Annotated in this window: 17 protein-coding genes; 11 read left to right on the forward strand and 6 right to left on the reverse strand. The window is 59.1% G+C overall.

Features of this window, described 5'->3' with window-relative positions; translation table 11 throughout:
* Nucleotides 1-109: 109 nt before the first annotated feature.
* Nucleotides 110-577: a hypothetical protein gene (locus tag DW195_RS10355; RefSeq protein WP_147356501.1), complete on the reverse strand. Its 468-nt coding sequence runs from the start codon at nucleotides 575-577 to the stop codon at nucleotides 110-112.
* A gap of 277 nt (nucleotides 578-854) precedes the next feature.
* Between DW195_RS10355 and DW195_RS07830 the strand changes: the two genes are divergently transcribed.
* The gene (locus DW195_RS07830; protein WP_117635977.1) at nucleotides 855-1,286 is read left to right on the forward strand and encodes an Hsp20/alpha crystallin family protein; all 432 of its coding nucleotides are present in this window, start codon (nucleotides 855-857) and stop codon (nucleotides 1,284-1,286) included.
* Between the two features lie 80 nt (nucleotides 1,287-1,366).
* Here DW195_RS07830 and DW195_RS07835 read toward each other — a convergent pair whose 3' ends face one another.
* On the reverse strand, nucleotides 1,367-2,176 hold the full coding sequence (locus DW195_RS07835; RefSeq protein WP_118094359.1) for an MBL fold metallo-hydrolase: 810 nt from the start codon (nucleotides 2,174-2,176) through the stop codon (nucleotides 1,367-1,369).
* Between the two features lie 48 nt (nucleotides 2,177-2,224).
* On the opposite strand from DW195_RS07835, the gene tilS reads away from it, so the two are divergent.
* From tilS to DW195_RS07860, 5 genes are all read left to right on the forward strand, one after another.
* Entirely contained in the window at nucleotides 2,225-3,766 is a 1,542-nt protein-coding gene (tilS, locus tag DW195_RS07840) for a tRNA lysidine(34) synthetase TilS (protein ID WP_199576343.1), read from the forward strand.
* A gap of 147 nt (nucleotides 3,767-3,913) precedes the next feature.
* Nucleotides 3,914-4,462 carry a hypoxanthine phosphoribosyltransferase gene (hpt, locus tag DW195_RS07845; RefSeq protein ID WP_055251779.1) on the forward strand — a complete coding sequence of 183 codons (549 nt, stop codon included), beginning with the start codon at nucleotides 3,914-3,916 and terminating at the stop codon, nucleotides 4,460-4,462.
* 61 nt (nucleotides 4,463-4,523) lie between these two features.
* Entirely contained in the window at nucleotides 4,524-6,602 is a 2,079-nt protein-coding gene (gene ftsH, locus DW195_RS07850) for an ATP-dependent zinc metalloprotease FtsH (RefSeq protein ID WP_304999894.1), read from the forward strand.
* Nucleotides 6,603-6,781: 179 nt separating this feature from the next.
* Complete coding sequence (locus DW195_RS07855) at nucleotides 6,782-7,972, forward strand: pyridoxal phosphate-dependent aminotransferase (RefSeq protein ID WP_117757871.1); 1,191 nt, start codon at nucleotides 6,782-6,784, stop codon at nucleotides 7,970-7,972.
* A 159-nt stretch (nucleotides 7,973-8,131) separates the two neighbouring features.
* The gene (locus tag DW195_RS07860) at nucleotides 8,132-8,953 is read left to right on the forward strand and encodes a phosphatase (protein WP_118206394.1); all 822 of its coding nucleotides are present in this window, start codon (nucleotides 8,132-8,134) and stop codon (nucleotides 8,951-8,953) included.
* A gap of 78 nt (nucleotides 8,954-9,031) precedes the next feature.
* Here the strand turns inward: DW195_RS07860 and rlmD are convergent, their stop codons facing one another.
* Entirely contained in the window at nucleotides 9,032-10,480 is a 1,449-nt protein-coding gene (rlmD, locus tag DW195_RS07865; RefSeq protein ID WP_118206395.1) for a 23S rRNA (uracil(1939)-C(5))-methyltransferase RlmD, read from the reverse strand.
* A gap of 338 nt (nucleotides 10,481-10,818) precedes the next feature.
* On the opposite strand from rlmD, the gene DW195_RS07870 reads away from it, so the two are divergent.
* The 4 genes from DW195_RS07870 (at nucleotide 10,819) to DW195_RS07885 (ending at nucleotide 15,626) form a co-directional block, all read left to right on the forward strand.
* On the forward strand, nucleotides 10,819-11,679 hold the full coding sequence (locus DW195_RS07870; RefSeq protein ID WP_118206396.1) for a transporter substrate-binding domain-containing protein: 861 nt from the start codon (nucleotides 10,819-10,821) through the stop codon (nucleotides 11,677-11,679).
* Nucleotides 11,680-11,829: 150 nt separating this feature from the next.
* Nucleotides 11,830-12,483: an amino acid ABC transporter permease gene (locus tag DW195_RS07875; protein WP_148331788.1), complete on the forward strand. Its 654-nt coding sequence runs from the start codon at nucleotides 11,830-11,832 to the stop codon at nucleotides 12,481-12,483.
* On the forward strand, nucleotides 12,476-13,240 hold the full coding sequence (locus tag DW195_RS07880) for an amino acid ABC transporter ATP-binding protein (protein ID WP_118206398.1): 765 nt from the start codon (nucleotides 12,476-12,478) through the stop codon (nucleotides 13,238-13,240). The genes DW195_RS07875 and DW195_RS07880 overlap by 8 nt, the downstream gene beginning before the upstream one ends.
* 310 nt (nucleotides 13,241-13,550) lie before the next feature.
* Nucleotides 13,551-15,626: a translation factor GTPase family protein gene (locus DW195_RS07885; RefSeq protein ID WP_117840409.1), complete on the forward strand. Its 2,076-nt coding sequence runs from the start codon at nucleotides 13,551-13,553 to the stop codon at nucleotides 15,624-15,626.
* Between the two features lie 129 nt (nucleotides 15,627-15,755).
* Here DW195_RS07885 and DW195_RS07890 read toward each other — a convergent pair whose 3' ends face one another.
* Entirely contained in the window at nucleotides 15,756-16,733 is a 978-nt protein-coding gene (locus DW195_RS07890; RefSeq protein WP_118206399.1) for a DNA/RNA non-specific endonuclease, read from the reverse strand.
* A gap of 382 nt (nucleotides 16,734-17,115) precedes the next feature.
* A complete protein-coding gene (locus DW195_RS07895; RefSeq protein WP_118206400.1) occupies nucleotides 17,116-17,994 on the reverse strand; it encodes an ATP-dependent sacrificial sulfur transferase LarE in 879 nt (292 codons plus the stop codon).
* Nucleotides 17,995-18,167: 173 nt separating this feature from the next.
* On the opposite strand from DW195_RS07895, the gene DW195_RS07900 reads away from it, so the two are divergent.
* Nucleotides 18,168-18,818, forward strand: a complete 651-nt coding sequence (locus tag DW195_RS07900; RefSeq protein ID WP_118206401.1) for an HAD family phosphatase — start codon at nucleotides 18,168-18,170, stop codon at nucleotides 18,816-18,818.
* 113 nt (nucleotides 18,819-18,931) lie between these two features.
* Here DW195_RS07900 and DW195_RS07905 read toward each other — a convergent pair whose 3' ends face one another.
* The gene (locus DW195_RS07905; protein ID WP_118206402.1) at nucleotides 18,932-20,044 is read right to left on the reverse strand and encodes a LacI family DNA-binding transcriptional regulator; all 1,113 of its coding nucleotides are present in this window, start codon (nucleotides 20,042-20,044) and stop codon (nucleotides 18,932-18,934) included.
* Nucleotides 20,045-20,312 lie beyond the last annotated feature (268 nt).

Consider the following 20,312-nt stretch of genomic DNA (forward strand, 5'->3'; position numbering starts at 1 on the left):
ATCGAGATTGAAGAAGGGGGAGGCCTCGCGGCCTCCCCCTTTTTTGCGTTTACGGAGCGTAAATGACTCTATTACACCAGATGATCTTATCGTTTTTGGTATTGAGCCTTTATTTAAAGAAGATAAATCGAATAACAAGGGCAACTGCTATGGCCACAATAATCAAAAGCAGGATTGTCAGTCGATGCTGCTTGCGTCGTTTACTTGATGAAACAAAGATTGATTTTCCCTGTTTTGGCGTTTCGAGATAGCGAGCCGAATGCGTCAAGGTTTGCTTTGGTCGAGGACCTCTTTGTTGATGAGCGGCAGATGCTTTCATCGGCTCATCACTAACTGCGCTGTTTTTAGATAATGGTGCGTCTTTCAGATATACAGGGTCTCCCGAGGCGACGCCCATATGTTTACGTCCCGTTTGGGCATCCTCGAGTGTTTGATATCGATTTCTCGTCACATACTCGGGCTCCGGATCATTAATGGGCTCTTGCGAGATGTGGGGGCGATGGAATCGAATCGGTTGCGGGCTGGATGCTTCGTCCTGCTCCGGCATAAACGTGTTGTCCTGTTTTTGATCGTCCATGATGCCCTTTAGCTCGTTACCAACAACGTGTACGCGCTCATTGTAAGCCCCTTGTTATTTGTAGCTGCGAACATACTTGTTATTTAAGCTCTGGTTCAAAGAATCTTAACCTTACTAAAACCTGAGTCATACACACTTAGATATGCTTATAGTACTGGACTCAAAAAACTTTATAGTCGATGTATATATGGGCACTGGGTGGGCATATATAAGAGCGTCAAAAGAAGTCCCAGTCACCTAGAAGATGGCTCGGCAGTCCTTAAAAGGAGTGGTAAACATGGCAAGCATGGTTCCTTATCGTTCGGTTTTTGGCGTTCGTCCTTCTGCTAGCTCGCTGTTCGATCTGTTTGATGATATGACCGACCTTGCAAACAACTCGATTGCCTCCAAGGCGTTCCCCGTTGACGTTGAGGACAAGGGTGATGGCTACGAGGTCAAGGCGTATCTGACCGGTGTCGCCAAGGATGACATCGACGTTGAGCTCAATGAGGGTCGCCTGTCCATCAGCGTGAACGTCGAGGAGAGCGCCGAAAACGAGGGTAAGAACTTCCTCCAGAAGGAGTTTAGCTCGTACAGCGCGACGCGTGGCGTGTATCTGAAGGACGCTTCGAGCGAGGGCCTCTCTGCAAAGTATGCTGACGGCATCCTCACCGTTACGGTTCCTAAGATCGTCGAGAAGAAGAACGTCACGAAGATCTCCATCGACTAACGATGGCTCTGCTTCAATCGAGAGTATGAGTTAAGGGGGCTGGGAAGTGATTCCCAGCCCCCTTTTGTTGTCTTGAGGGGCTATTGAATAGTTGTCGGTTGATACTGACTTGCAGGGCGTATCGAGAGCTTCCGTGGCCCTTGAAGACGGGTGGCAGAACTGCCGAGTTCATCATCGAGACTTGCATCAAGCGCGTTGGCATAGCTTTTGACGGTAAGGCTTGGACGATTATTGTCCTGGCTGATATGCATGGCGATGAGCTGTTCGGTGCGATCGGTAACAAGTTCGCGCGCGGCTTCGGCGGCCTGGTTGTTGGAGAGGTGCCCCTTTGTGGACAGGATGCGCTCCTGAAGAAAGCGGGGGTACGCTCCTTCGCGCAGCATAGCTACATCGTGGTTGCTTTCGAGCGCGAGAACTCGACAGTCTTTGAGGATGCCTATGGCCTTGCTCGATAACTCTCCGGTGTCGGTGGCAAACCCAATGGAATCATCGAGAGCATTAAATCGATAGCCGACAGGATTGATGACATCGTGCGATGTTGAGTAGGTTTGCACGTGGATGCCGGCAATGGGGAGCGTGTCGCCGGGGTCAAATTCCTCTACGGGCAGGCGCGCGAGGTTTTCTTTGCATGAAAGGGTGTCCCTGCTGGCAAAGAGGGGACCATGCCAGTGCTTGCACCATACATCGAGCCCCTTGATATGGTCACCATGCTCATGGGTGATTACTAGAGCGGCGACGTCGTCTGCCGAGAGGCCAAGCTCCGCCATGCGTTTAAGTGTCTCGCGGCGGGACAGGCCGTTGTCGATCATGATGAGCCCCTGAGGCCCCTCGACGAGTGCGCAGTTGCCTTTTGAGCCGCTGCCGAGGATATGAAGGTGCAGGCGAGACATAAGATTCCAAAGGATACAATGAGTGCGGACGAATAGAGGAGGAAGCGAATGCCAACGGTATCTCAGCACTATGGACATCATGCCGCACCGAGGACGGATAAGAGCGCCCTGGCAACGCGGCAGGCCGCTGCCCCCGTAGTGCTCATGGTATCAGGCGGTGCGGACTCGACGGCGCTGCTCCTTATGGCTTGCACATCAAAGCTGGATATCCAGGACGGGCGCGGCGTCGCTCCCATTGCGCGCGAGCGATTGCACGTGCTGCATGTAAACCATCATCTGCGCGGGGAGGCATCCGATGGCGACGAGGCCTTTGTACGTGACCTGTGCGCACAATACGGTTTGCCGCTGTGTGTTGAGCATGCCTATTTTGATGACGAATCGGGCAATATCGAGGCTGCGGCTCGCGAGGTGCGCTATGCCGCGGCACGGAGATACGTTCGCGAACTTTGTGCCGAATCGGGCGCACCGCGGACGGCGGCTCGTATCTGTACCGCGCATACTTCGTCGGACCGCGCGGAAACATTTTTGATGAATGCCATTAAAGGGTCGGGTCCCGCGGGTCTATCGAGCATTCCGCGCCGTCGGAACATTGTGGTTCGCCCCTTGCTCGACCTCACGCATGATGAGCTCGTGAGCTATCTGCAGGTGCACGGTCAGCCGTGGCGGGAAGATGAAAGCAACGAGGACGTTTCGTACCTGCGCAACTATGTGCGCCATCGGGTGATGCCGGTGGTGGCGCAGCGCAACGCGAACGTCTGTAAGACGATTGGCGCCGCTTGCGAAATTCTGGGCGACGAAGATGCCTTTCTTTCTCAGCTTTCGGCACAGGCGTTTCGAAGCTGCCTGCGCAAGGCGGCGGCGGGCGCACTGGTGCTCGATGCGCGCCGTCTTGCCGCCGCTGAGGTTGTGATTGCACGGCGTATCGTGCGGTTGGCGATTAAGCGTATCGATCCCGACGCGCGACCGGAGATGCGGCATGTAGAACGGGTACTTGCCTGCGTCGCTGCGGGCTCGGGCTCGGTTACGCTTCCTGCGGGAATTGATGCCCGTGTGGAGTTTGGCATGCTGGCGCTCAAGGCCCCGGCGGCGCGCGAGGGCTTAGTGGCCGACTGGATCTCCGTTCCCGGTCGTCTGCCGCTGGGGACGGGGCGTATGCTGACAGCAGAGCCGATGGCTGTGGAGCCGGGGTGCGATATCGTGCACCGTGCCCGCGAGCTTGCTGCTGCCGGAGAGGTTGCGGCCTTGGTGGATGCGGCGGCCCTGGGGTTCGCCGACCGCGATAGCGAGCGGATGCTAGCCGGCTCGCGCGGGGAGATTCCCGCCGAGGCGCGATTGGCGCGCCTGTGGGTGGATAGCCCTGTGCCGGGAGACGTGATGTGCCCGTTGGGGATGAGCGGTCGTAGCAAGAAAGTGTCAGACCTGTTGAACGAGGCGCGCATTCCTGTTTCAGACCGCTCTGGCGTACCCGTGGTAAGAACGGCTCCGGGAGGTGCCGTAGTATGGGTCGCGGGCGTTCGCGCGGACGAGCGTTTTAAATGCACGGCCGCAACGCGCGTGGCATATCTGCTTCGTGTGGTCGATGCGGAATAGCGCTTCGCGCCAGCTATTCTGTGCGACGTTGACGGTATTCCCGCGCTGATGGCGCACGTGCTGGTAAATATACCCCGTGCGCTGCTAGAATGTGTAGTTCGCGTCCATGCGGCGGTGCGTGGGCGATAAGCACAAGAAAGGGTTGTCATGGCTTCTCAACATCCGGATATCGAGAAGGTTCTGTTTACGCAGGAGGATATCGACGGTATCGTCTCTCGCCTAGGCGAGCAGATTACTCGCGACTACGCGGGTAAGGATCTGGTGCTGATTGCGGTCCTGCGCGGCGCCGTGGTCTTTATGGGCGACCTGATGCGCAAGATCGAGCTGCCGACCAACATCGATTTCATGGCTGTTTCGAGCTATGGCGACGGTGTGAAGTCCTCGGGCATCGTGCGTATCATTAAGGACCTGGATATCGACATCCGCGGTCGCGACGTGCTGATCGTCGAGGACATTCTGGACTCGGGCCTGACGCTCAAGTATCTGATGAAGAACCTCGAGAGCCGCAAGCCCGCCTCGCTGGAGGTTGCCGCCTTCCTGTGGAAGGACGTTGAGGACCGTACCTCGGCCGTCACGCCCAAGTATGTTGGAACCCATTGCCCCGATGCCTTTGTGGTGGGCTACGGCCTCGACTATGCCGAGCGCTATCGTAACCTTCCGTATCTGGGCATTTTGAAACCGGAGGTTTATTCGTAAGATGCCCGACGACCGTAACGATAACAATTCCCAGACTCCCCGGGAGCCTAAGATCCCGGGGATGCCCGGAGGCAAGAAGCCCACGCGTACGGGCTGGCTGTATTTTATTTTGGCTTGCGCGCTTCTGGGCTACGCCTTCTTTAACATGGGCTCCGGCTTTGCCAATTCCAGCAATACCGTAAAGCTCGCGACGAGCGAGATGGTCAACGCCATTAAGCAGGATCGCGTCGAAGATTTGACCTATACGGTTCAAGACGGAAGCGTGGCGGGTCATTACTGGAAGACGAAAAAGGACAAGGGTGACACGAGCGAGCTCAAGAGCTTCTCCTCGACCTACGTCGGTTCCGATTCGCTTGCCGAGCTTATGGCGGAGCACCCCGATACCAAGTACATCGTCAACACCAATGACCCCGATTTTTGGGGCGACTTGGCGATGAGCGTGCTTCCGACGATCGCCCTGATCGCCATCATGTTCTACTTTATGCGCCAGATGATGGGCGCCAACAACAGGAACATGCAGTTTGGCAAGACCAACGCCAAGACCAACGAGGCAACACGCCCCAAGGTCAAGTTTGAGGATGTTGCCGGTGTGGACGAGGCAGTCGAGGAGCTCGAGGAGATTCGCGACTTTTTGAGCGATCCGGACCGCTATCGCAAGCTGGGCGCCAAGATTCCGCGCGGCGTGCTGCTGGTTGGCCCTCCGGGTACCGGTAAAACCCTGCTGGCCAAGGCCGTTGCCGGCGAGGCGGGCGTGCCGTTCTTTAGCATCTCGGGTTCCGACTTTGTCGAGATGTTCGTGGGTGTCGGCGCCAGCCGCGTGCGCGACCTTTTTAAGGAGGCCAAGTCTCAGGCTCCGTCAATCATCTTTATTGACGAGATCGATGCCGTGGGACGTCAGCGCGGAGCTGGCTTGGGCGGCGGTCACGACGAGCGCGAGCAAACGCTCAACCAGCTGCTGGTCGAGATGGACGGCTTTGAGGAAAGCGAGTCGGTCATCCTGATCGCTGCGACCAACCGTCCTGACATCCTGGATCCGGCATTGCTGCGTCCCGGCCGTTTTGACCCTCAGGTTACGGTCGACCGTCCGGATGTGAAGGGCCGCGAGCAGATCTTGCGCGTGCATGCCGAGAACAAGCCGATGGACGAGGACGTGAAGTTTGAGAAGCTCGCCCAGATGACCGTTGGCTTCACCGGCGCCGATCTGGCAAATCTGCTCAACGAGTCTGCGCTGCTGGCTGCCCGCCGCCATCGTTCCGTGATCTCGATGGACGAGGTCGAGGAGTCGATGGAGCGCGTGATTGCCGGACCGCAGCGCAAGGGTCGCGTGATGACCGAAGCCGAGCGCACCACGATTGCCTACCATGAGAGCGGCCACGCCCTGGTGGGCCACATCTTGGAGCATTCCGATCCGGTTCATAAGATCTCGATCGTCAGCCGCGGTCAGGCCCTGGGCTACACACTGCAGCTTCCGCAGGAGGATCACTTCCTCAAGACCAAGAACGAGATGCTCGACGAGCTCGCCGTGTTCTTGGGCGGTCGCGTTGCCGAGGAGCTCATGTGCGACGACATCACGTCGGGCGCGAGCAACGATCTGGAGCGCGCGACTAAGATGGCGCGCGAGATGGTCACGCGCTTGGGCATGAGCGAGGAACTGGGTACGCAAGTGTTTGGTGAGGCGCAGCATCAGGTATTCCTTGGTCGCGATTACGCCGATCACCAGGATTACTCCGAGGAAACGGCGCGCCGCATCGATATCGAGGTTCAGCGCATTATGCGTGAGGCCCATCGTCGTGCGGTCGAGATCCTGGATGCCCGTCGCGATCAGCTCGACCTGATGGCCAAGGTGCTGCTTGAGCGCGAGACCGTCGAAGGCGACGCCGTGAACGCCCTGCTCGACAACGAGTGGGATGCTTACCTTGAGCGCGAGGGCGATATCCTGGCGGCCAAGGAGGAGCGCAACGCCAAGGCGGCCGGCATGCCGACCAAGAAGCGCTCGCCTCGCATGAGCGAGGAGGAGCTGGCGGCTGATGCCGCGGCCTTTGCGCAGGCGGCCATGCAGGAGGATGCCGAAGCCGCATCCGATGATGCCGGTGATGGCAATGCTGTCAACGCTGACGGCAACACCGACGCCGACAAATAGTTCTTGTAGCGAAAGCCTCTGCGGGGAAACCTGTGGAGGCTCTTTCTTTTGAGCGATATGTTGATTGGGGACAGACTTAAATGCGTGAAAACGCTCATTTAAGTCTGTCCCCAATCAACATTGCTGCGGCACTTTGCTCAGCTAAAGCGTACAATAGCGCCTATGCGAAAGGGGAACAGATGATCAACGAAACTATGTATGCTCGCGGTGCGGAAAGCTCCATCATCCGTGAGATTTTTAGCTATGGCCTTGAGCGCAAGGCACAGATCGGTGCGGAGAACGTATTCGATTTTTCGCTGGGCAACCCGAGTGTTCCGGCGCCCGCTGCTGTTGCTGAGTCCATTAAGAAGGCATTGGAGCTGCCGAGCGACCAGCTGCATGGATACACGCCTGCGCCGGGTCTGCCACAATGTCGAGCGGCCGTCGCCGACTCGCTCAACCGTCGCTTTGGCACGAGCTATGAGGGCAAGGACGTCTTTATGACGGTGGGTGCCGCGGCTTCGCTCACCTGCACGCTCAACGCCGTTACGAACCCGGGCGATGAGGTTGTTGTTATCGCCCCGTACTTTCCGGAGTATCGCGTGTGGATTGAGAAGGCCGGCTGCACGTGTGTTGAGGCGCTCGCCGATGAAGATACGTTCCAGCTGAGCGTGAGTAACGTGCTCAAGGCGATTACCGATAAGACGGCTGCCGTCATCATCGACTCGCCCAACAATCCGACCGGTGCCGTATATACACGCGACACGCTGACGCGACTGGCCAATGTTCTGCGCGAGGCCAACGCTCAGCGCGATCCCGAGAATCCGATTATGCTCATCTCTGATGAGCCGTATCGCGAGATTGTCTATGGCGCCGAGGTGCCTTGGGTGCCTTCGATCTACGAGCACACCATCGTGTGCTACTCGTATTCCAAGTCGCTTTCGCTACCGGGCGAGCGCGTCGGGTGGATCCTGGTTCCCAATACGAATCCTCAGGCAGCTCGTCTAATGCCCGCCGTTGCCGGTGCCGCCCGTACGCTGGGCTTCGTGTGTGCACCGGCGCTCTTCCAGCGTGTAATCATCGACTGCATTGATGAACCGAGCGATGTCGAGGCCTATGCTCGCAACCGCACCGCGCTTACCGATGCACTAGCGGAGTACGGCTACACCTATGTTGAGCCGGATGGCGCGTTCTACCTATGGGTGAAAGCGCTGGAGTCCGATGCGAATGCGTTCTGTGAGCGCGCGAAGAAGCATGAGCTGCTCGCGGTGCCTTCGGATAGCTTTGGCATGCCGGGCTGGTTCCGCCTGGGCTACTGCGTGAGCTATGAGACAATCGTCAACTCTCTGCCTGCCTGGAAGCAGCTGGCCGACGAATATCGTCGAAAGTAAAGCGCTCTGCTTACAATGTTTTACGTGAAACGGGGTTTGGTTTTAAGCCAGACCCCGTTGTCTATGCCGTTGTGTGATTGGGATGAAGCAGTTTTACGACTGCCGAAAGCTATGCGTACAATGAATATACGCGACGGCCATACTGGACAAGGAGACCCGATGCCCTACCTTCTTTCTTGTGATATTCATACTCATACGATGTTCTCTGCGCATGCGTACTCAACCATCGAGGAGAACATCTATTGGGCGGCGGAGCGCGGCCTTCAGGTGCTCGGTTCCGCCGATCATTTAAGCTCGATGGTTACGCCTTGTCCCAATGACCTGCGCAGTTTCCAATTCTTTATTAACCAGGATATCTGGCCGCGCATTTGGAGCGGCGTGCTGGTGCTGCGTGGTGCCGAGGCTGATATCGTTTCGCTGGACGGCAGCTTGTTTGGCGAAGACATTCCCGTTTCGCTCGATATCGCCGGCGATCCGTATAGTCGTGAGCATTCGCTGTTCGATTTGGTGACGCGTAATTTGGATTATTTGGTGGCAAGCGTGCATAACCCGCAGTTTGCCGAAGGCGCGACGCTCGCCCAAACGACCCAGATGTACATCAATGCCCTGGAGCACCCCAAGGTGTTCATGCTTGGGCATGCGGGTCGTTCGGGCGTGCCGTTCGATATCGATGAGGTGCTGTTGGCGGCCAAGGCCAAGCACAAGATCATCGAGATCAACAACCATAGTCTTGAACACGGTGTCGACACTGAGCATTGGGCCGTATGCCGCAAGATCGCCGAGCGCTGCGCCGAGCTGGGCGTGGGTATTGGCGTGTCGACCGATGCCCACATTGGCATGGCCATTGGCAAGCTCGATCACGCGCGCAAGATGCTCGACGAGATTCACTTCCCGCTGGATTTGATCGTGACGCGCGACCGCGAGACGCTGCTGCGCGAGATGGCGGCAGCCGGCGTGTGTGACCTGCGCAAGGGGATGTAGCGGAGTTCATAAACCAAGCGAAGGGGGCGGTCCAGACGGGCCGCCCCCTTTCTTGTCTCGAAAATCTACCGGGGTGGATTAGCGGCGCTCGAGGACCGCTACGGTTTCGGTGTGGTCGGTATGGGGGAACATGTCGACGGGCGTGATCTTGAGCAGGCGATAGCCTCCGTCGAGGAGCTGGTGCAGGTCGCGCTCTTGGGTCACAGGGTTGCAGCTGATATAGGTGATGCGGCGCGGCTTGAGTGCGCAGGCGGCTTCGAGGAACTCGGGGGTGGAGCCGGCGCGCGGCGGGTCGATGGAAAGGACATCGATCCGCTCGTTGTTGTCGGCGGCGTCCAGGATGTAATCGGTGGCGTCGTCGGCCATAAACCAAGCGCTGCGGGTGAGGCCGTTGAGCTCGGCATTGCGACGTGCGTCGGCAATGCCCGCCGGGTTGCGCTCCACGCCGAGCAGCATAATGCCGATGCCCTTGTCCTGGGCATCCTTCGCGGCGCACAGACCGATGGTGCCGCTACCACAGTAAGCGTCCATAAGAATGTCACCCTGCTGCAGGTCCATGCCGTCAATCGCGAGCTGATAGAGCAACTCGGTCTGCTGCGGATTGGTCTGGTAGAACGCGGTGGGGGAGATATCGAACTCGCAGCCGAGCAGCTGGTCGCGCATGCATTCGGCGCCATAGACGATACGAGTCTCCTCACCCAAGATGGCATTGCCGGGGCGACCGTTGATGTTCTGAGCGACGGTGACGATATGCGGATCAAGCGCCGCGACGGCTTCAAAGAACTCCTGCGCATGCGGCAGGTCGCGCTGAGCGGTCACGAGGGTGACCATAATCTGGTCGGTGCGCCAGCCGCAGCGAACGACGGCATAGCGAAGCAGCCCCAGATGCTTGTCTTCGTTAAAGGCGGGAATATGCAGACGTTCGGCCTCGCGAGCGATGCCGTTGAGAATCTGACGAGCGCCCGGCGCCTCGACAGGGCATTCAGGAACAGCAACGATTCTGTGTGTCCCACGTTCAAAAAAGCCGCAGCGGACAGCGCCCTCTTTGCCGGGAGCAAACGGAGTGGCAGCCTTATGACGAAAACCACGCGGCGCAGGATATTTGCCCGGGTCTCCCAGGGTGACTCCCATACCGCGAATGGGGTCGACGCTAATGCCCTCGCGCTCGCAGAGCTCAGCAAACAGCTCCTCCATAGCAGCCTGCTTGGCCGCCAACTGCTTCTTATAAGGACGATTGAGCGCCGTACACCCACCGCAAGCTTTCATGATCGAACAGGGAGACTTGGGGTCCACAGCCTTACGCGCAGGCTGAGCCGAATCCTTGCGCGAGCCTTTGGAGCGAACGTGAGGCGCCTTATCCCCGCCCTGACGAGAGCCAGAACGCTTGGTCTTAACCTTGCCCTTCGCCGACTTACCCTTCGCATCCTGAGACGACTTGGATTTCTTAGAAGATTTTTTCTCCTCCGACCCCTCAGCCGCCTCGATCAAAGCACGACGAGCCTTACGCTCCGCACGAGATTCTGCCATCAATAACTCCACTAATTCATGAATTAAAGCTGCAAGTATTGTACCGTGCCAAGCCAGCAGACGATATACAAGCGGTTTATTCGTGTCAGTGATAAGCCCAACGACGGTTGCCCGCCGCGTGAGGGGTGTGGGGGTTAAGTTTATCGCGAGTTCCGCACGAACAGGAGGCCACTTAATGTGGCCTCCGTCGTGAGCAGGACTGTAGAGCAGGAAACTTAACCCCCACACCCCTCACGCGGCGGGCAAACTTGCCTTGTGCTCTATCACGCTAAAGTGTATGATTCTGAACGTTACATGTCTCACTTTACCTAACTAAAGTGCCACCAAGGGGGAATACCATGAATACCGATATGTCTCGTCGTCAGTTTGTTGGTCTAGCCGGCTCGCTCGCCACGGTGCTTGGCCTTGGTCTTGTCGGCTGCGGCGGTGGTGCTGGCAAGGGCTCCGCTGCTGGTTCTGCCGCGGCCAAGGATGTGAAGGGCGCCGCGGAGTCCAAGAAGCTCGTGGTGGGCTTTGACAAGTCCTACCCTCCGTACGGCTTTGTGGGCGATGACGGCGAGTACACGGGCTTTGACCTTGACCTTGCCAAGGCCGTTGCCGATAAGCAGGGCTGGGATGTCGATTACGAGGCCATCGATTGGGATGCCAAGGACACGCTGCTCAACTCCGGCGCCATCAACTGCATCTGGAACGGCTTTACCATGGAGGGCCGCGAGGACGACTACACGTTCTCCGAGCCGTATATGCTCAACGAGCAGGTGTTGGTGGTCAAGAAGGACGCGGGTATCAAGAGCTGGGACGATCTTGCCGGCAAGACCGTGATTACCCAGACTGATTCCGCTGCGCAGGATGTGCTCGAGGGCGACCAGAAGGATCTGGCCGCGACGTTTGCCACGCTCGATACCATCGGTGAGTACAACACGGCGTTTATGCAGCTCGAGAGTGGTGCGGTCGATGCCGTTGCCTGTGACCTCTCGATCGCTCAGTATCAGCTGGCCGCCAAGCCCGATGCCTATACGCAGCTCGACAAGCCGCTGTCCAGCGAGCACTACGCCGTCGGCTTTAAGAAGGGCGACACCAAGTCGGCCGATGCTGTAACCGAGTCACTCAAGGCGCTCTACGAGGGCGGCACGGTCAAGGACCTGTGCGATAAGTATTCAAGCTATGGTCTTTCCTTCGACAACTGGGTGCTCAAATAGCGGCTTTCCCAGGCACCCGATTTTGCCGTTCAAACCGTCGCTTGCGTACATTTAGTACGCGGCGCTCCTCTTTCACGGCAAACTCGGGCACCTGGAAAACCCGCTTTAGCATTGGGTTCGCTGTTCCGTTACTGTGAAAGAGAGCTTGGGTTGTCTATTCAGGTCATGATGCAGATGCTTGGCCAGGGATTCTTGGTCAGCTTGCAGCTGTTTGTGCTGACGTTGCTCGGGTCGATTCCGCTGGGAATCCCCGTGGCGTTTATGCGCATGAGCAAGGTCGCGCCGCTGCGTTGGATTGCGCGCATCTATATTTCGGTGATGCGCGGCACGCCGCTTATGCTGCAGATGTTTGCGATCTACTTTGCCCCGTACTACGTGTTTGGCATCTCGCTCACGCCCGATTCCAAATGGACGGCGTGCGTTGTGGCATTCATCATCAACTACGCCGGCTACTTTGCCGAGATCTATCGCTCGGGCCTGCAGTCGATTCCGCGTGGTCAATATGAGGCCGCCGAGGTGCTGGGCTACTCGCGTCTGCAGACATTTTTGTACATCGTGATGCCGCAAGTTGCCAAACGCATTTTGCCGGCGATGGGCAACGAGATCATCACGCTGGTCAAGGACACATCGCTGGCGTTTGCCATCGGCGTGGGGGAGATGTTCTCGACGGCCAAGGCGCTGGTTGCCTCGCAAGTGAGCATGGTGCCGTTTGCGATCGCGGCGCTGATTTACTGGGTCTTTAACTTTGTGGTCGAGATGCTGCTGGGCGCCGCCGAAAAGAAGCTGGACTATTATCATGACTAACTCAGTGATGAAAATCGAAAGCGCGCGTAAGGCGTTTGGCGGCAATGAGGTGCTCAAGGATATCTCACTCGAAGTCAAGCGCGGTGAGGTCGTGGCGATTATCGGACCTTCGGGCGGCGGTAAGTCTACGCTGCTGCGGTGTGCCACGCTGCTCGAGACACTCGACGGAGGCTCTCTCTCGTTTGGCGACCTTGCCGTTGCGACGGACGCGGGGCCGGGTGCGGTCTATGCGAAAGGCGACGTGCCCAAACAGGCGCGCTCGCGGTTTGGTCTGGTGTTCCAGAACTACAATCTGTTCCCGCACTATACGGTGATGAAAAACATCATCGACGCGCCGATCCGCGTGCTTAAGCGCCCGCGCGAGCAGGCGGAGACGCGTGCGCGTGAGTTGATCGCGCAGATGGGGCTTACGGGCAACGAGAACAAGGTGCCGTGTGAGCTTTCGGGCGGTCAGCAGCAGCGCGTGAGTATTGCCCGCGCCCTGGCGCTCGATCCGGAAATCTTATTCTTTGACGAGCCGACCTCGGCACTCGATCCCGAGCTGACGGCCGAGGTGCTGCGTGTCATTAAGGACCTGGCGGCGCAGAATATGACGATGGTAATCGTGACCCACGCGATGCAATTTGCGCGCGATGTTGCCGACCGCGTGGTCTTTATGGACGGCGGTCGCATTGTCGAGGAGGGATCTGCCGAGCAGGTTATCGACCATCCGCGCGAGCAGCGCACGCGTGAGTTCTTGAGCCGTATCGAGGGATAGACTCAGGTATTTACTCAACTATTAATTGAGGCGAAGCCGCCACAGGTCTTACGGTCTGTGGCGGCTTTTTGTTTACATCGACGGGGTTCAATAATTGCCTCACAAGCTTGTCTCTTCCTCTCGCCGCCTGTATTCATACGTGTGCCGAAAGGTATGCATGGACAGCCGCCCGTGAGGGTAGGGTGGTGGCATAGGACATTTGGAGGGTGAGTCGGCTCGGCTGCCGACCATGCTGCTCCCGGGACGGCACCGACCGCGAACTCTCCCCGTTGGCGTCGCGCATTGCGCGCGGCCCTGCAAGGAGGTCATCATGGGTGCTCCCAAGACCGGTAACGTAAGGAACGTGGTGCTCGTAGGCCAAGGCGGGGTGGGCAAGACTTCACTCGCCGAGGCCATGCTCCACCTTTCCGGCAAGACCGCCCGCCTTGGCGGCCACGACGGCACCAAGCCCACGCTCGACTATGACCCCGAAGAGGTCAAGCGTGCATTTTCCATTTCGACGACCATCGCGCCGATCGACTGGAAGGGCGCACGCATCAATGTGCTCGATGCCCCGTGTTATCCCGATTTTATCGGCGACGCCTTTGCCGCGATGAGCGTCTGCGAGACGGCCCTGTTTGTGGTCGACGCCGAGGCCGGCCCGCAGCCTACGACGGTTAAGCTCTGGTATGCCGCCGAGGATCTGCGCCTGGCGCGTGCGGTGTTTGTAAACCGCCTGTCGCGCTCCGAGGCCAGCTTTGCGACCACCATGGACCTGCTGCAGGAGCGCTTTGGTACGCGCCTGGGCGCCGTGACTCTTCCCTGGGGCGAAGGCGAGGACTTTGACGGCATCATCGACCTGGTGCGCATGAAGGCGCGCCATTGCAACGGCGCCGAGGCCGTTGAGTCGGAGATTCCCGAGGAGTATCGTGCCCAGGCCGAGGAGGCCCATGACCATCTGTGCGAGCTGGTGGCCGAGGCCGACGATGAGCTGATGATGAAATACTTGGAAGGCGAGGAGACGCTGACGCAGGAGGAGCTTGAAGGCCTGCTGTCTAAGGCGATCGCCGAGCGCATCTTTGTGCCGGTCTTTGCGGGCGATTGCATTAAGGAGCAGGGCGTCAACTCGCTGATGGACGACATCGCCACGTACTTCCCGGCGCCGACCGACTACGGCGAGATGCCGCTCATCGACGGTGATTCGCTTAAGATTTCGAGTGACGATGACCGTCCGGTGGCGTTTGTGTTTAAGACGCTGGCCGATCCGCAGCAGGGCCGCATCAGCTTTATCAAGGTGCTGACGGGCACGCTTGAGCCGGGTCTTGAGTTGGTCAACGCGCGTACCCGCAAGAGCGATCGTTTGGCTCACTTGTATGTGATGTGCGGCCGCGATATGACCGAGGTTGGCCATGCCTATGCCGGCGACATCATCGTGGCGCCCAAGCTGGCGGCAGAGACGGGTGACACGCTCTCCATTACCGGTAAGGTCGAGGCGGCGGCGTTTAAGTTCCCCAACTCGCAGTACCGCATTGCCATCGAGGCCGAGAACCGCGGCGACGAAGAGAAGCTCTACACGTTTATCGAGAAGGCCTGCAAGGCAGACCCGACCATGAGTATCGATCGTGACGAGGAGACGGGCCAGACTATCATCTCCGCCGTGGGTGAGGCGCAGGTTTCGGTCCTGCTCAATCGCCTTGAGGATCGCACCAAGGTCGTGGCCAAAAGCGTGCCGATCCGCATTCCGTATCGCGAGACCATCCGCCGTACGGCGAGTGCACAGGGCCGCCACAAGAAGCAGACCGGCGGTGCCGGTCAGTATGGCGACTGCTGGCTGCGCGTTGAGCCGCTCATTGGGCCCGACGGCACAAGCGATGGCTATGAGTTCGTGGACGAGGTCGTGGGCGGCCGCATCCCGCGCTCGCTGATTCCCGCCGTGGACAAGGGCGTCCAGGAGACCATGAAGGACGGTATTATTGCCGGCTACCCGCTCACGGGCATTCGCGTCGCGGTGTACGACGGTTCGTATCACAGCGTCGACTCCAACGAGATGGCGTTCCGCGCGGCGGCTCGCATCGGCCTGCGCAAGGCATGCGCCGATGCCGATCCAGTGGTGCTGGAGCCTATCGAGGAAATCACGGTGACGATCCCCGAGAGCTACGCCGGCGCCGTGATGGGCGACATCTCGGCCTCGCGCGGTCGCGTGACGGGCATGGAGACCGATGAGCGCGGAGACACCGTGGTCATTGCCCAGGCGCCGCTGGCCGAGCTGACGGATTACTCGACGCGTCTGCGCTCCATTACGCGCGGCACGGGCGACTTTACCATGAAGCCTGCGGGCTATGAGCAGGTGCCCTATGACGTTCAGGCCAAACTGGTCGAGCGCTATGAGGAGGGCCGCGCCAAGTAGCGCGTGGCGTTGCCTGCAACATGCATGCCGGTGCAAGGGCCGCTCTGGGCAATCCAGGGCGGCCCTTTTTGATCCCTGGGGGACGGAGGAAAACGGATCATTTTAGGTTTTGGGGCAGCTTGGTCTGCCCTAGTCCCCCGAGGCCTGATTGCGGCCGGTGGCGTAGTCGATCTGCACGTGCGGCTGCAGATTGTAGCAATATACGTGGAAGCAGAGGGTCTTGCCGTGGTCCTCGACCGATTGCGCCTCAAGGCGCACGCCGCGGCAGACAAGTTCCTCTTCGTTGTACATGGGCGTGACGCGGTAGAGCACATGGTTGCCTGTGTCGTGGATATAGTCGAGGATCTGCTCTTCAAACGGCAGCATGCCCGTTTCGTTGAGATAGCGCGTGCCGGTGAGCAGATTCTTGCGGTTGGCGTTTTCGCCGCAGAGCGACCAGGCGATAAGGTGGCAGCGGTTGTAGAGGCTCTGACCCGGAATAAAGCCGTAGCGCTGCTGGTGCCACCCGGCGGGATGGATACGCGAGATATCGCCGCGCTTGCCCTGACCGAGCGATTCGGGACCCACGCAGGCGAGTGCCTTGCGGGTGCGGCCCAGGCTATCGAGCTTGGAGAACTTCTTAAAGCAGCCCTCTTCGGTAGCTCGCTCGTATTCGTCGAGCGTGAATGATGGCGTGCCCAACGGGTGCGTGCTGTCGGCGCGAAGGGCAACGTAGGGGTTGCCGGCGTAGTCGGGAATGCTGCTGAGATATACGCCGCGGGCGCGGTCGAGATCGGGGTTTTCGACCTCGTCGATGGGGGTGACGTTTGAAGAGGCATCGTCAGCGGTGTCGGTCGTGGCGGATTCAGAGCCATCGCCGGAGTCCTGATCATCTTCGGAGTCCGTGGAGCTCGCTGTTCCCGATTCGAGCCGGGCGACCAAGTCCGCTTCGTCGTCGGTGCGGTTGGGGCTCTCGCTTTGCTTCTCGGCCAGAGCAGCCGCCTGCTCATCGCTTTGCGGCGAGAGCAGCTTGGGCGCTCCGTCGAGCGACCCTGTGAACAGCGCAAACCCCAGCACCACGGCGGTGCCGATGGAAAGTACTTGCTTGTAGGCGGACTTGCGCGACATTGAGGCTCCTGGCTAGACGGTTCGGAATTTACCAGTCTAGCAGGAGACGCCGCGGGCAGTTTTGCCGAACAGATTCTTAAAGATTGGGGAGGCGCACTATCGGTCCATTTGTCCTAGAAGGGACTGCGATGGTTGGGATGTGCGGGGCTATTCGACGTTTCCCAAGATAAAACCTACCAAAATAAACCAGTCCCTTTTTGGCAGGTCAGTTAACGCAGTTCAGGTTGAGCACGCGCTAGCGAGCAGGTTCCGGGTGCGGCAAGGTGACGTGAAACAAGCGGGCGCTGACCTTTTGGTCGCGCCCGTGCAGTTGAACGTCAGATTGCCATGCCCGGGGCCTGCGCAGCGCCGAGCGGTTACGCCGTTTGTAAACCGGCGTAACTTAAAGATTCATGTTGCCGTGGATGTAGGGGGCGACCTCGGGGGAGATGTGTCCGCAGCCTAGGTTGCGCAGCGCGGACTCGATGGCGGCGGGCAGCGGGGTCTTTCCCTCGTCGTTGACCACGGTACCGCCGAGGGCGGCGATCTTGGCGACATCTGCCGGGGCGGCTTCGATATGCATGCAGCCGCCGACCAGGCGTGCGCGGACCTGCGCCAGGTCAAGATCGTGCAGATAATCCTCGCAGGCGCGGATTAAATCGACCTTCTCGCGCGTAAGCTCCTCGCCCGTGGGAATGCGCGTGGCCAAGCAGGCGCCTGCCGGCAGGTTCCAGACGGGGTAGCCCCATGCGCGCAGCAGCTCGCGCTCTTCGTCCTTGGTAAAGCCGACCTCCATAAGGGGTGAGCGTACACCGAGCTCTTCTGCCGCACGCATGCCGGGGCGGTAGTCACCGCGATCGCTTGCATTGCTGCCATCGATGACGGTGGGAAAGCCGAGCGACTTGGCGTGGTTGACGATAGCGGTAAAGCCGGCGCGCTTGCAGTGGTAGCAGCGGTCGGCATCGTTGCAGGCTACCTGGGGGAGCTGCAGCTGATCGACCGAAAGATTGAGCACGGGGAGCATAAAATGCGGACCCTCATCGGTTTGTCCGTCAACGGACCGCTCAAACGAAGCCTGCTCGGGTGTGCCGATGAGCGGCGTGGTGAGATGGACGAGGAGGGTATTGGTAGGCATGATGCGGGCGCATACGGCGGCCAAAAAGCTGCTGTCAACGCCGCCGGAAAACCCGATAGCCACGCGCCCGTATGCCAAAAGCAGCTGTTCGAGCGCCGATAGCTTGTCTTGAAGCTCCTCTGCGGGTGCCGTGGTGTCTAAAATCATGAAACGATCCTTATCGTTGAGTACTCGATCGAAAACTATAATCCTAATGCGTTACTTGCCATAAGACTTCTATCTATGTAACGAAAGTGCAATATGGTATATACGTTATATACAAGTTGCCAAATGCGGTAGAGTTACGGCAATGCGACAGCGAGAGTTGATGGGGGACCGATATGATCAAGGCTGTTATTTTTGACATGGACGGAACGCTGGTCGACACCGAGCGTCTGGGCATCAAGGCATGGAAAGCGCCCGCCGCTGAGCTGGGTGTCGCGATTGATGACACGCTGATTCATCAATTTATCGGTCGCACGCTGCCCGATGTCATGGACATCCTTGAGGCGCATTGCGGCAGTAGGGAAACCGCTGAGGCGATCTATGCCCGCCACAAGGAGATTCGCGACGAGATGGTCAAGACCGATCTGGAGCTTAAGGCCGGCGCTGCCGAGTGCATAGACGAGCTGCTGGCTGCGGGCTATCACGTAGGCCTTGCGACGTCGTCGCGCCTCGTTACGGCCGAGCGCAACCTTAAGATGGTTGGCCTCTTTGACAAGTTTGAAACGGTGACCTGCGGCGAGGACGTCGTGCACGGCAAGCCCGACCCCGAGATGTATCTGCTTGCCTGCGAGCGCGCGGGCTTTGCTCCCGAGGAATGTGCCGTGGTCGAGGATTCGCGCAACGGCTGCGTCTCGGGCATTACGGCTGGCTGCCACGTCTTTGCTGTCCCCGATATCGTGCCGCTGCCGCAGGACGTCGTGGACGGCTGCGAGGCCGTGCTCGATACGTTGTTCGATCTGACGGCGGCGGTCAAGGCCGTGCTCTAGACAATTGCGGTGTTGAAACGAGCAATTACCCACGTTTGCGCTTAAGCAAAAGGGGCCCGGCAATGGTCGGGCCCCTTTTGCTTAAGCGGCGACTTGGCATACTTGCGCGCGTGCTATAGATACGCGCCCAGGTTGATGGCGGTGGCTTCGGCGTGGTTGCTTGCCTGGGTGCTGGCGCGTTCCAGCAGGAACGGCCGCACGAGTTCTTGGCGGTTGATGTCCTCGATGGCTGTGACCGCGGTGACGGTGCGCGCTGCAGAGCCGATGCGGACGTGCTTGGTCTTTGCCGGCGCCTTGTTCTCGATTTGCTCCATGAGCAATTGAACACCCTTGCGGCCAATTTCGTAGCCCGGCGGCGCCACGGTGGTAAGGGGGACCGACCCGCTCCAGGCAAGTGGATTGCCGTCGCAGCCGGCCACGCGGACCTGCTCGGGGACGGAGATGCCTTTGTCTATCAGCGCCGAGATAACGCCCGACGCCAGTACGTCGGTCAGGCCGATGACAAAATCGGGGCGCTCGTCGCCGGAGCGCTCGGCAATCTGGGCGCCGATGCTGTAGCCGTCGGCAGCGGTATTCCATTCGCCGGCGTCGATGACTTCGATCTTGATATCGGGGTGCAGGGCAAGGGCCTTGTGGATGCCAAGTACGCGCAGGGTGAGCTGCATAAATGCCGCTCTGCCCACAACGGTGATATGGCGTGCGCCACGGGCAACGGCGAGCTCGGCGATAATGCGCCCCTGCGCCTCGTTGTCGGCGGCCACGTAGTAACCGGGTTCGGAACAGTGGATGTCCAGATGGACGATCGGCACGGGCATCTTGGTCATAGCGGGGTGCCAGTCGGGGGACGCCATGGGCTGAACCATGACGCCGGACATCTGCGTGCCCATAAAGTAGCGCAGGTAATGGTCCTGGAGAATGCCGTCGTTATCGGCGTTGGCGATGAGCAGGTCGTAACCGTGCTTGCGGGCCTCGTTATGGGCGCCGCTGGCAATTTGGAGCGAGAAGCCGTGATCAAGACGGGGGAGGACCAGGCCAAAGGACTTGGTGGTGCCGCCTGCGAGCTGACGGGCACTTTGGTTGGGCAGGTAGCCAAGGCGATTGATGGTCTCGTTGATGAGCTTGAGGGTCTCGGGGCGCAGCTTTTCGGGATGGTTGAGCGCGTTGGAAACCGTGCCCAACGAAACCCCGGCCTCGCGCGCGACGTCGCTGATTTTTACCTTTGCCATAGCGGCCCCTTTGATGCGTTTCAAGTACAAGCCAGATTGTAGCATCCCAAACCTACCAAAAAGGGACAGGTTTATTTTGGCAGGTTTATCTGGGGAAACGCCGTTGCCAGCGCGACCACCACGAAGGGGGCAGACACCTTTGTGGTGGTTTGAGCTGCCTGGGCCTTCAATTGTCTCGATCTGTAACACCTGGACGGCAAAACCGGCTCTACCTGTTACAGATCGAGACATAGTGCAGGGGCCGAACTGTAATGTCTCGATCTGTAAC

It is taken from the genome of Collinsella sp. AM17-1 (assembly GCF_003470665.1).
Taxonomy (GTDB): Bacteria; Actinomycetota; Coriobacteriia; order Coriobacteriales; family Coriobacteriaceae; genus Collinsella.

What these genes read in the sequence shown, in the direction of transcription:
- DW195_RS07860 (WP_118206394.1), top strand. Translation starts at nt 8,132, where the DNA reads ATGCCCTACCTTCTTTCTTGTGATATTCATACTCATACGATGTTCTCT.
- DW195_RS07900 (WP_118206401.1), top strand. Translation starts at nt 18,168, where the DNA reads ATGATCAAGGCTGTTATTTTTGACATGGACGGAACGCTGGTCGACACC.
- DW195_RS07905 (WP_118206402.1), bottom strand. Translation starts at nt 20,044, where the DNA reads ATGGCAAAGGTAAAAATCAGCGACGTCGCGCGCGAGGCCGGGGTTTCG.
- DW195_RS07835 (WP_118094359.1), bottom strand. Translation starts at nt 2,176, where the DNA reads ATGTCTCGCCTGCACCTTCATATCCTCGGCAGCGGCTCAAAAGGCAAC.
- DW195_RS10355 (WP_147356501.1), bottom strand. Translation starts at nt 577, where the DNA reads ATGGACGATCAAAAACAGGACAACACGTTTATGCCGGAGCAGGACGAA.
- hpt (WP_055251779.1), top strand. Translation starts at nt 3,914, where the DNA reads ATGGCTTCTCAACATCCGGATATCGAGAAGGTTCTGTTTACGCAGGAG.
- DW195_RS07830 (WP_117635977.1), top strand. Translation starts at nt 855, where the DNA reads ATGGCAAGCATGGTTCCTTATCGTTCGGTTTTTGGCGTTCGTCCTTCT.
- DW195_RS07890 (WP_118206399.1), bottom strand. Translation starts at nt 16,733, where the DNA reads ATGTCGCGCAAGTCCGCCTACAAGCAAGTACTTTCCATCGGCACCGCC.
- DW195_RS07870 (WP_118206396.1), top strand. Translation starts at nt 10,819, where the DNA reads ATGAATACCGATATGTCTCGTCGTCAGTTTGTTGGTCTAGCCGGCTCG.
- DW195_RS07855 (WP_117757871.1), top strand. Translation starts at nt 6,782, where the DNA reads ATGATCAACGAAACTATGTATGCTCGCGGTGCGGAAAGCTCCATCATC.
- DW195_RS07880 (WP_118206398.1), top strand. Translation starts at nt 12,476, where the DNA reads ATGACTAACTCAGTGATGAAAATCGAAAGCGCGCGTAAGGCGTTTGGC.
- DW195_RS07895 (WP_118206400.1), bottom strand. Translation starts at nt 17,994, where the DNA reads ATGATTTTAGACACCACGGCACCCGCAGAGGAGCTTCAAGACAAGCTA.
- tilS (WP_199576343.1), top strand. Translation starts at nt 2,225, where the DNA reads ATGCCAACGGTATCTCAGCACTATGGACATCATGCCGCACCGAGGACG.
- DW195_RS07885 (WP_117840409.1), top strand. Translation starts at nt 13,551, where the DNA reads ATGGGTGCTCCCAAGACCGGTAACGTAAGGAACGTGGTGCTCGTAGGC.
- rlmD (WP_118206395.1), bottom strand. Translation starts at nt 10,480, where the DNA reads ATGGCAGAATCTCGTGCGGAGCGTAAGGCTCGTCGTGCTTTGATCGAG.
- ftsH (WP_304999894.1), top strand. Translation starts at nt 4,524, where the DNA reads ATGCCCGGAGGCAAGAAGCCCACGCGTACGGGCTGGCTGTATTTTATT.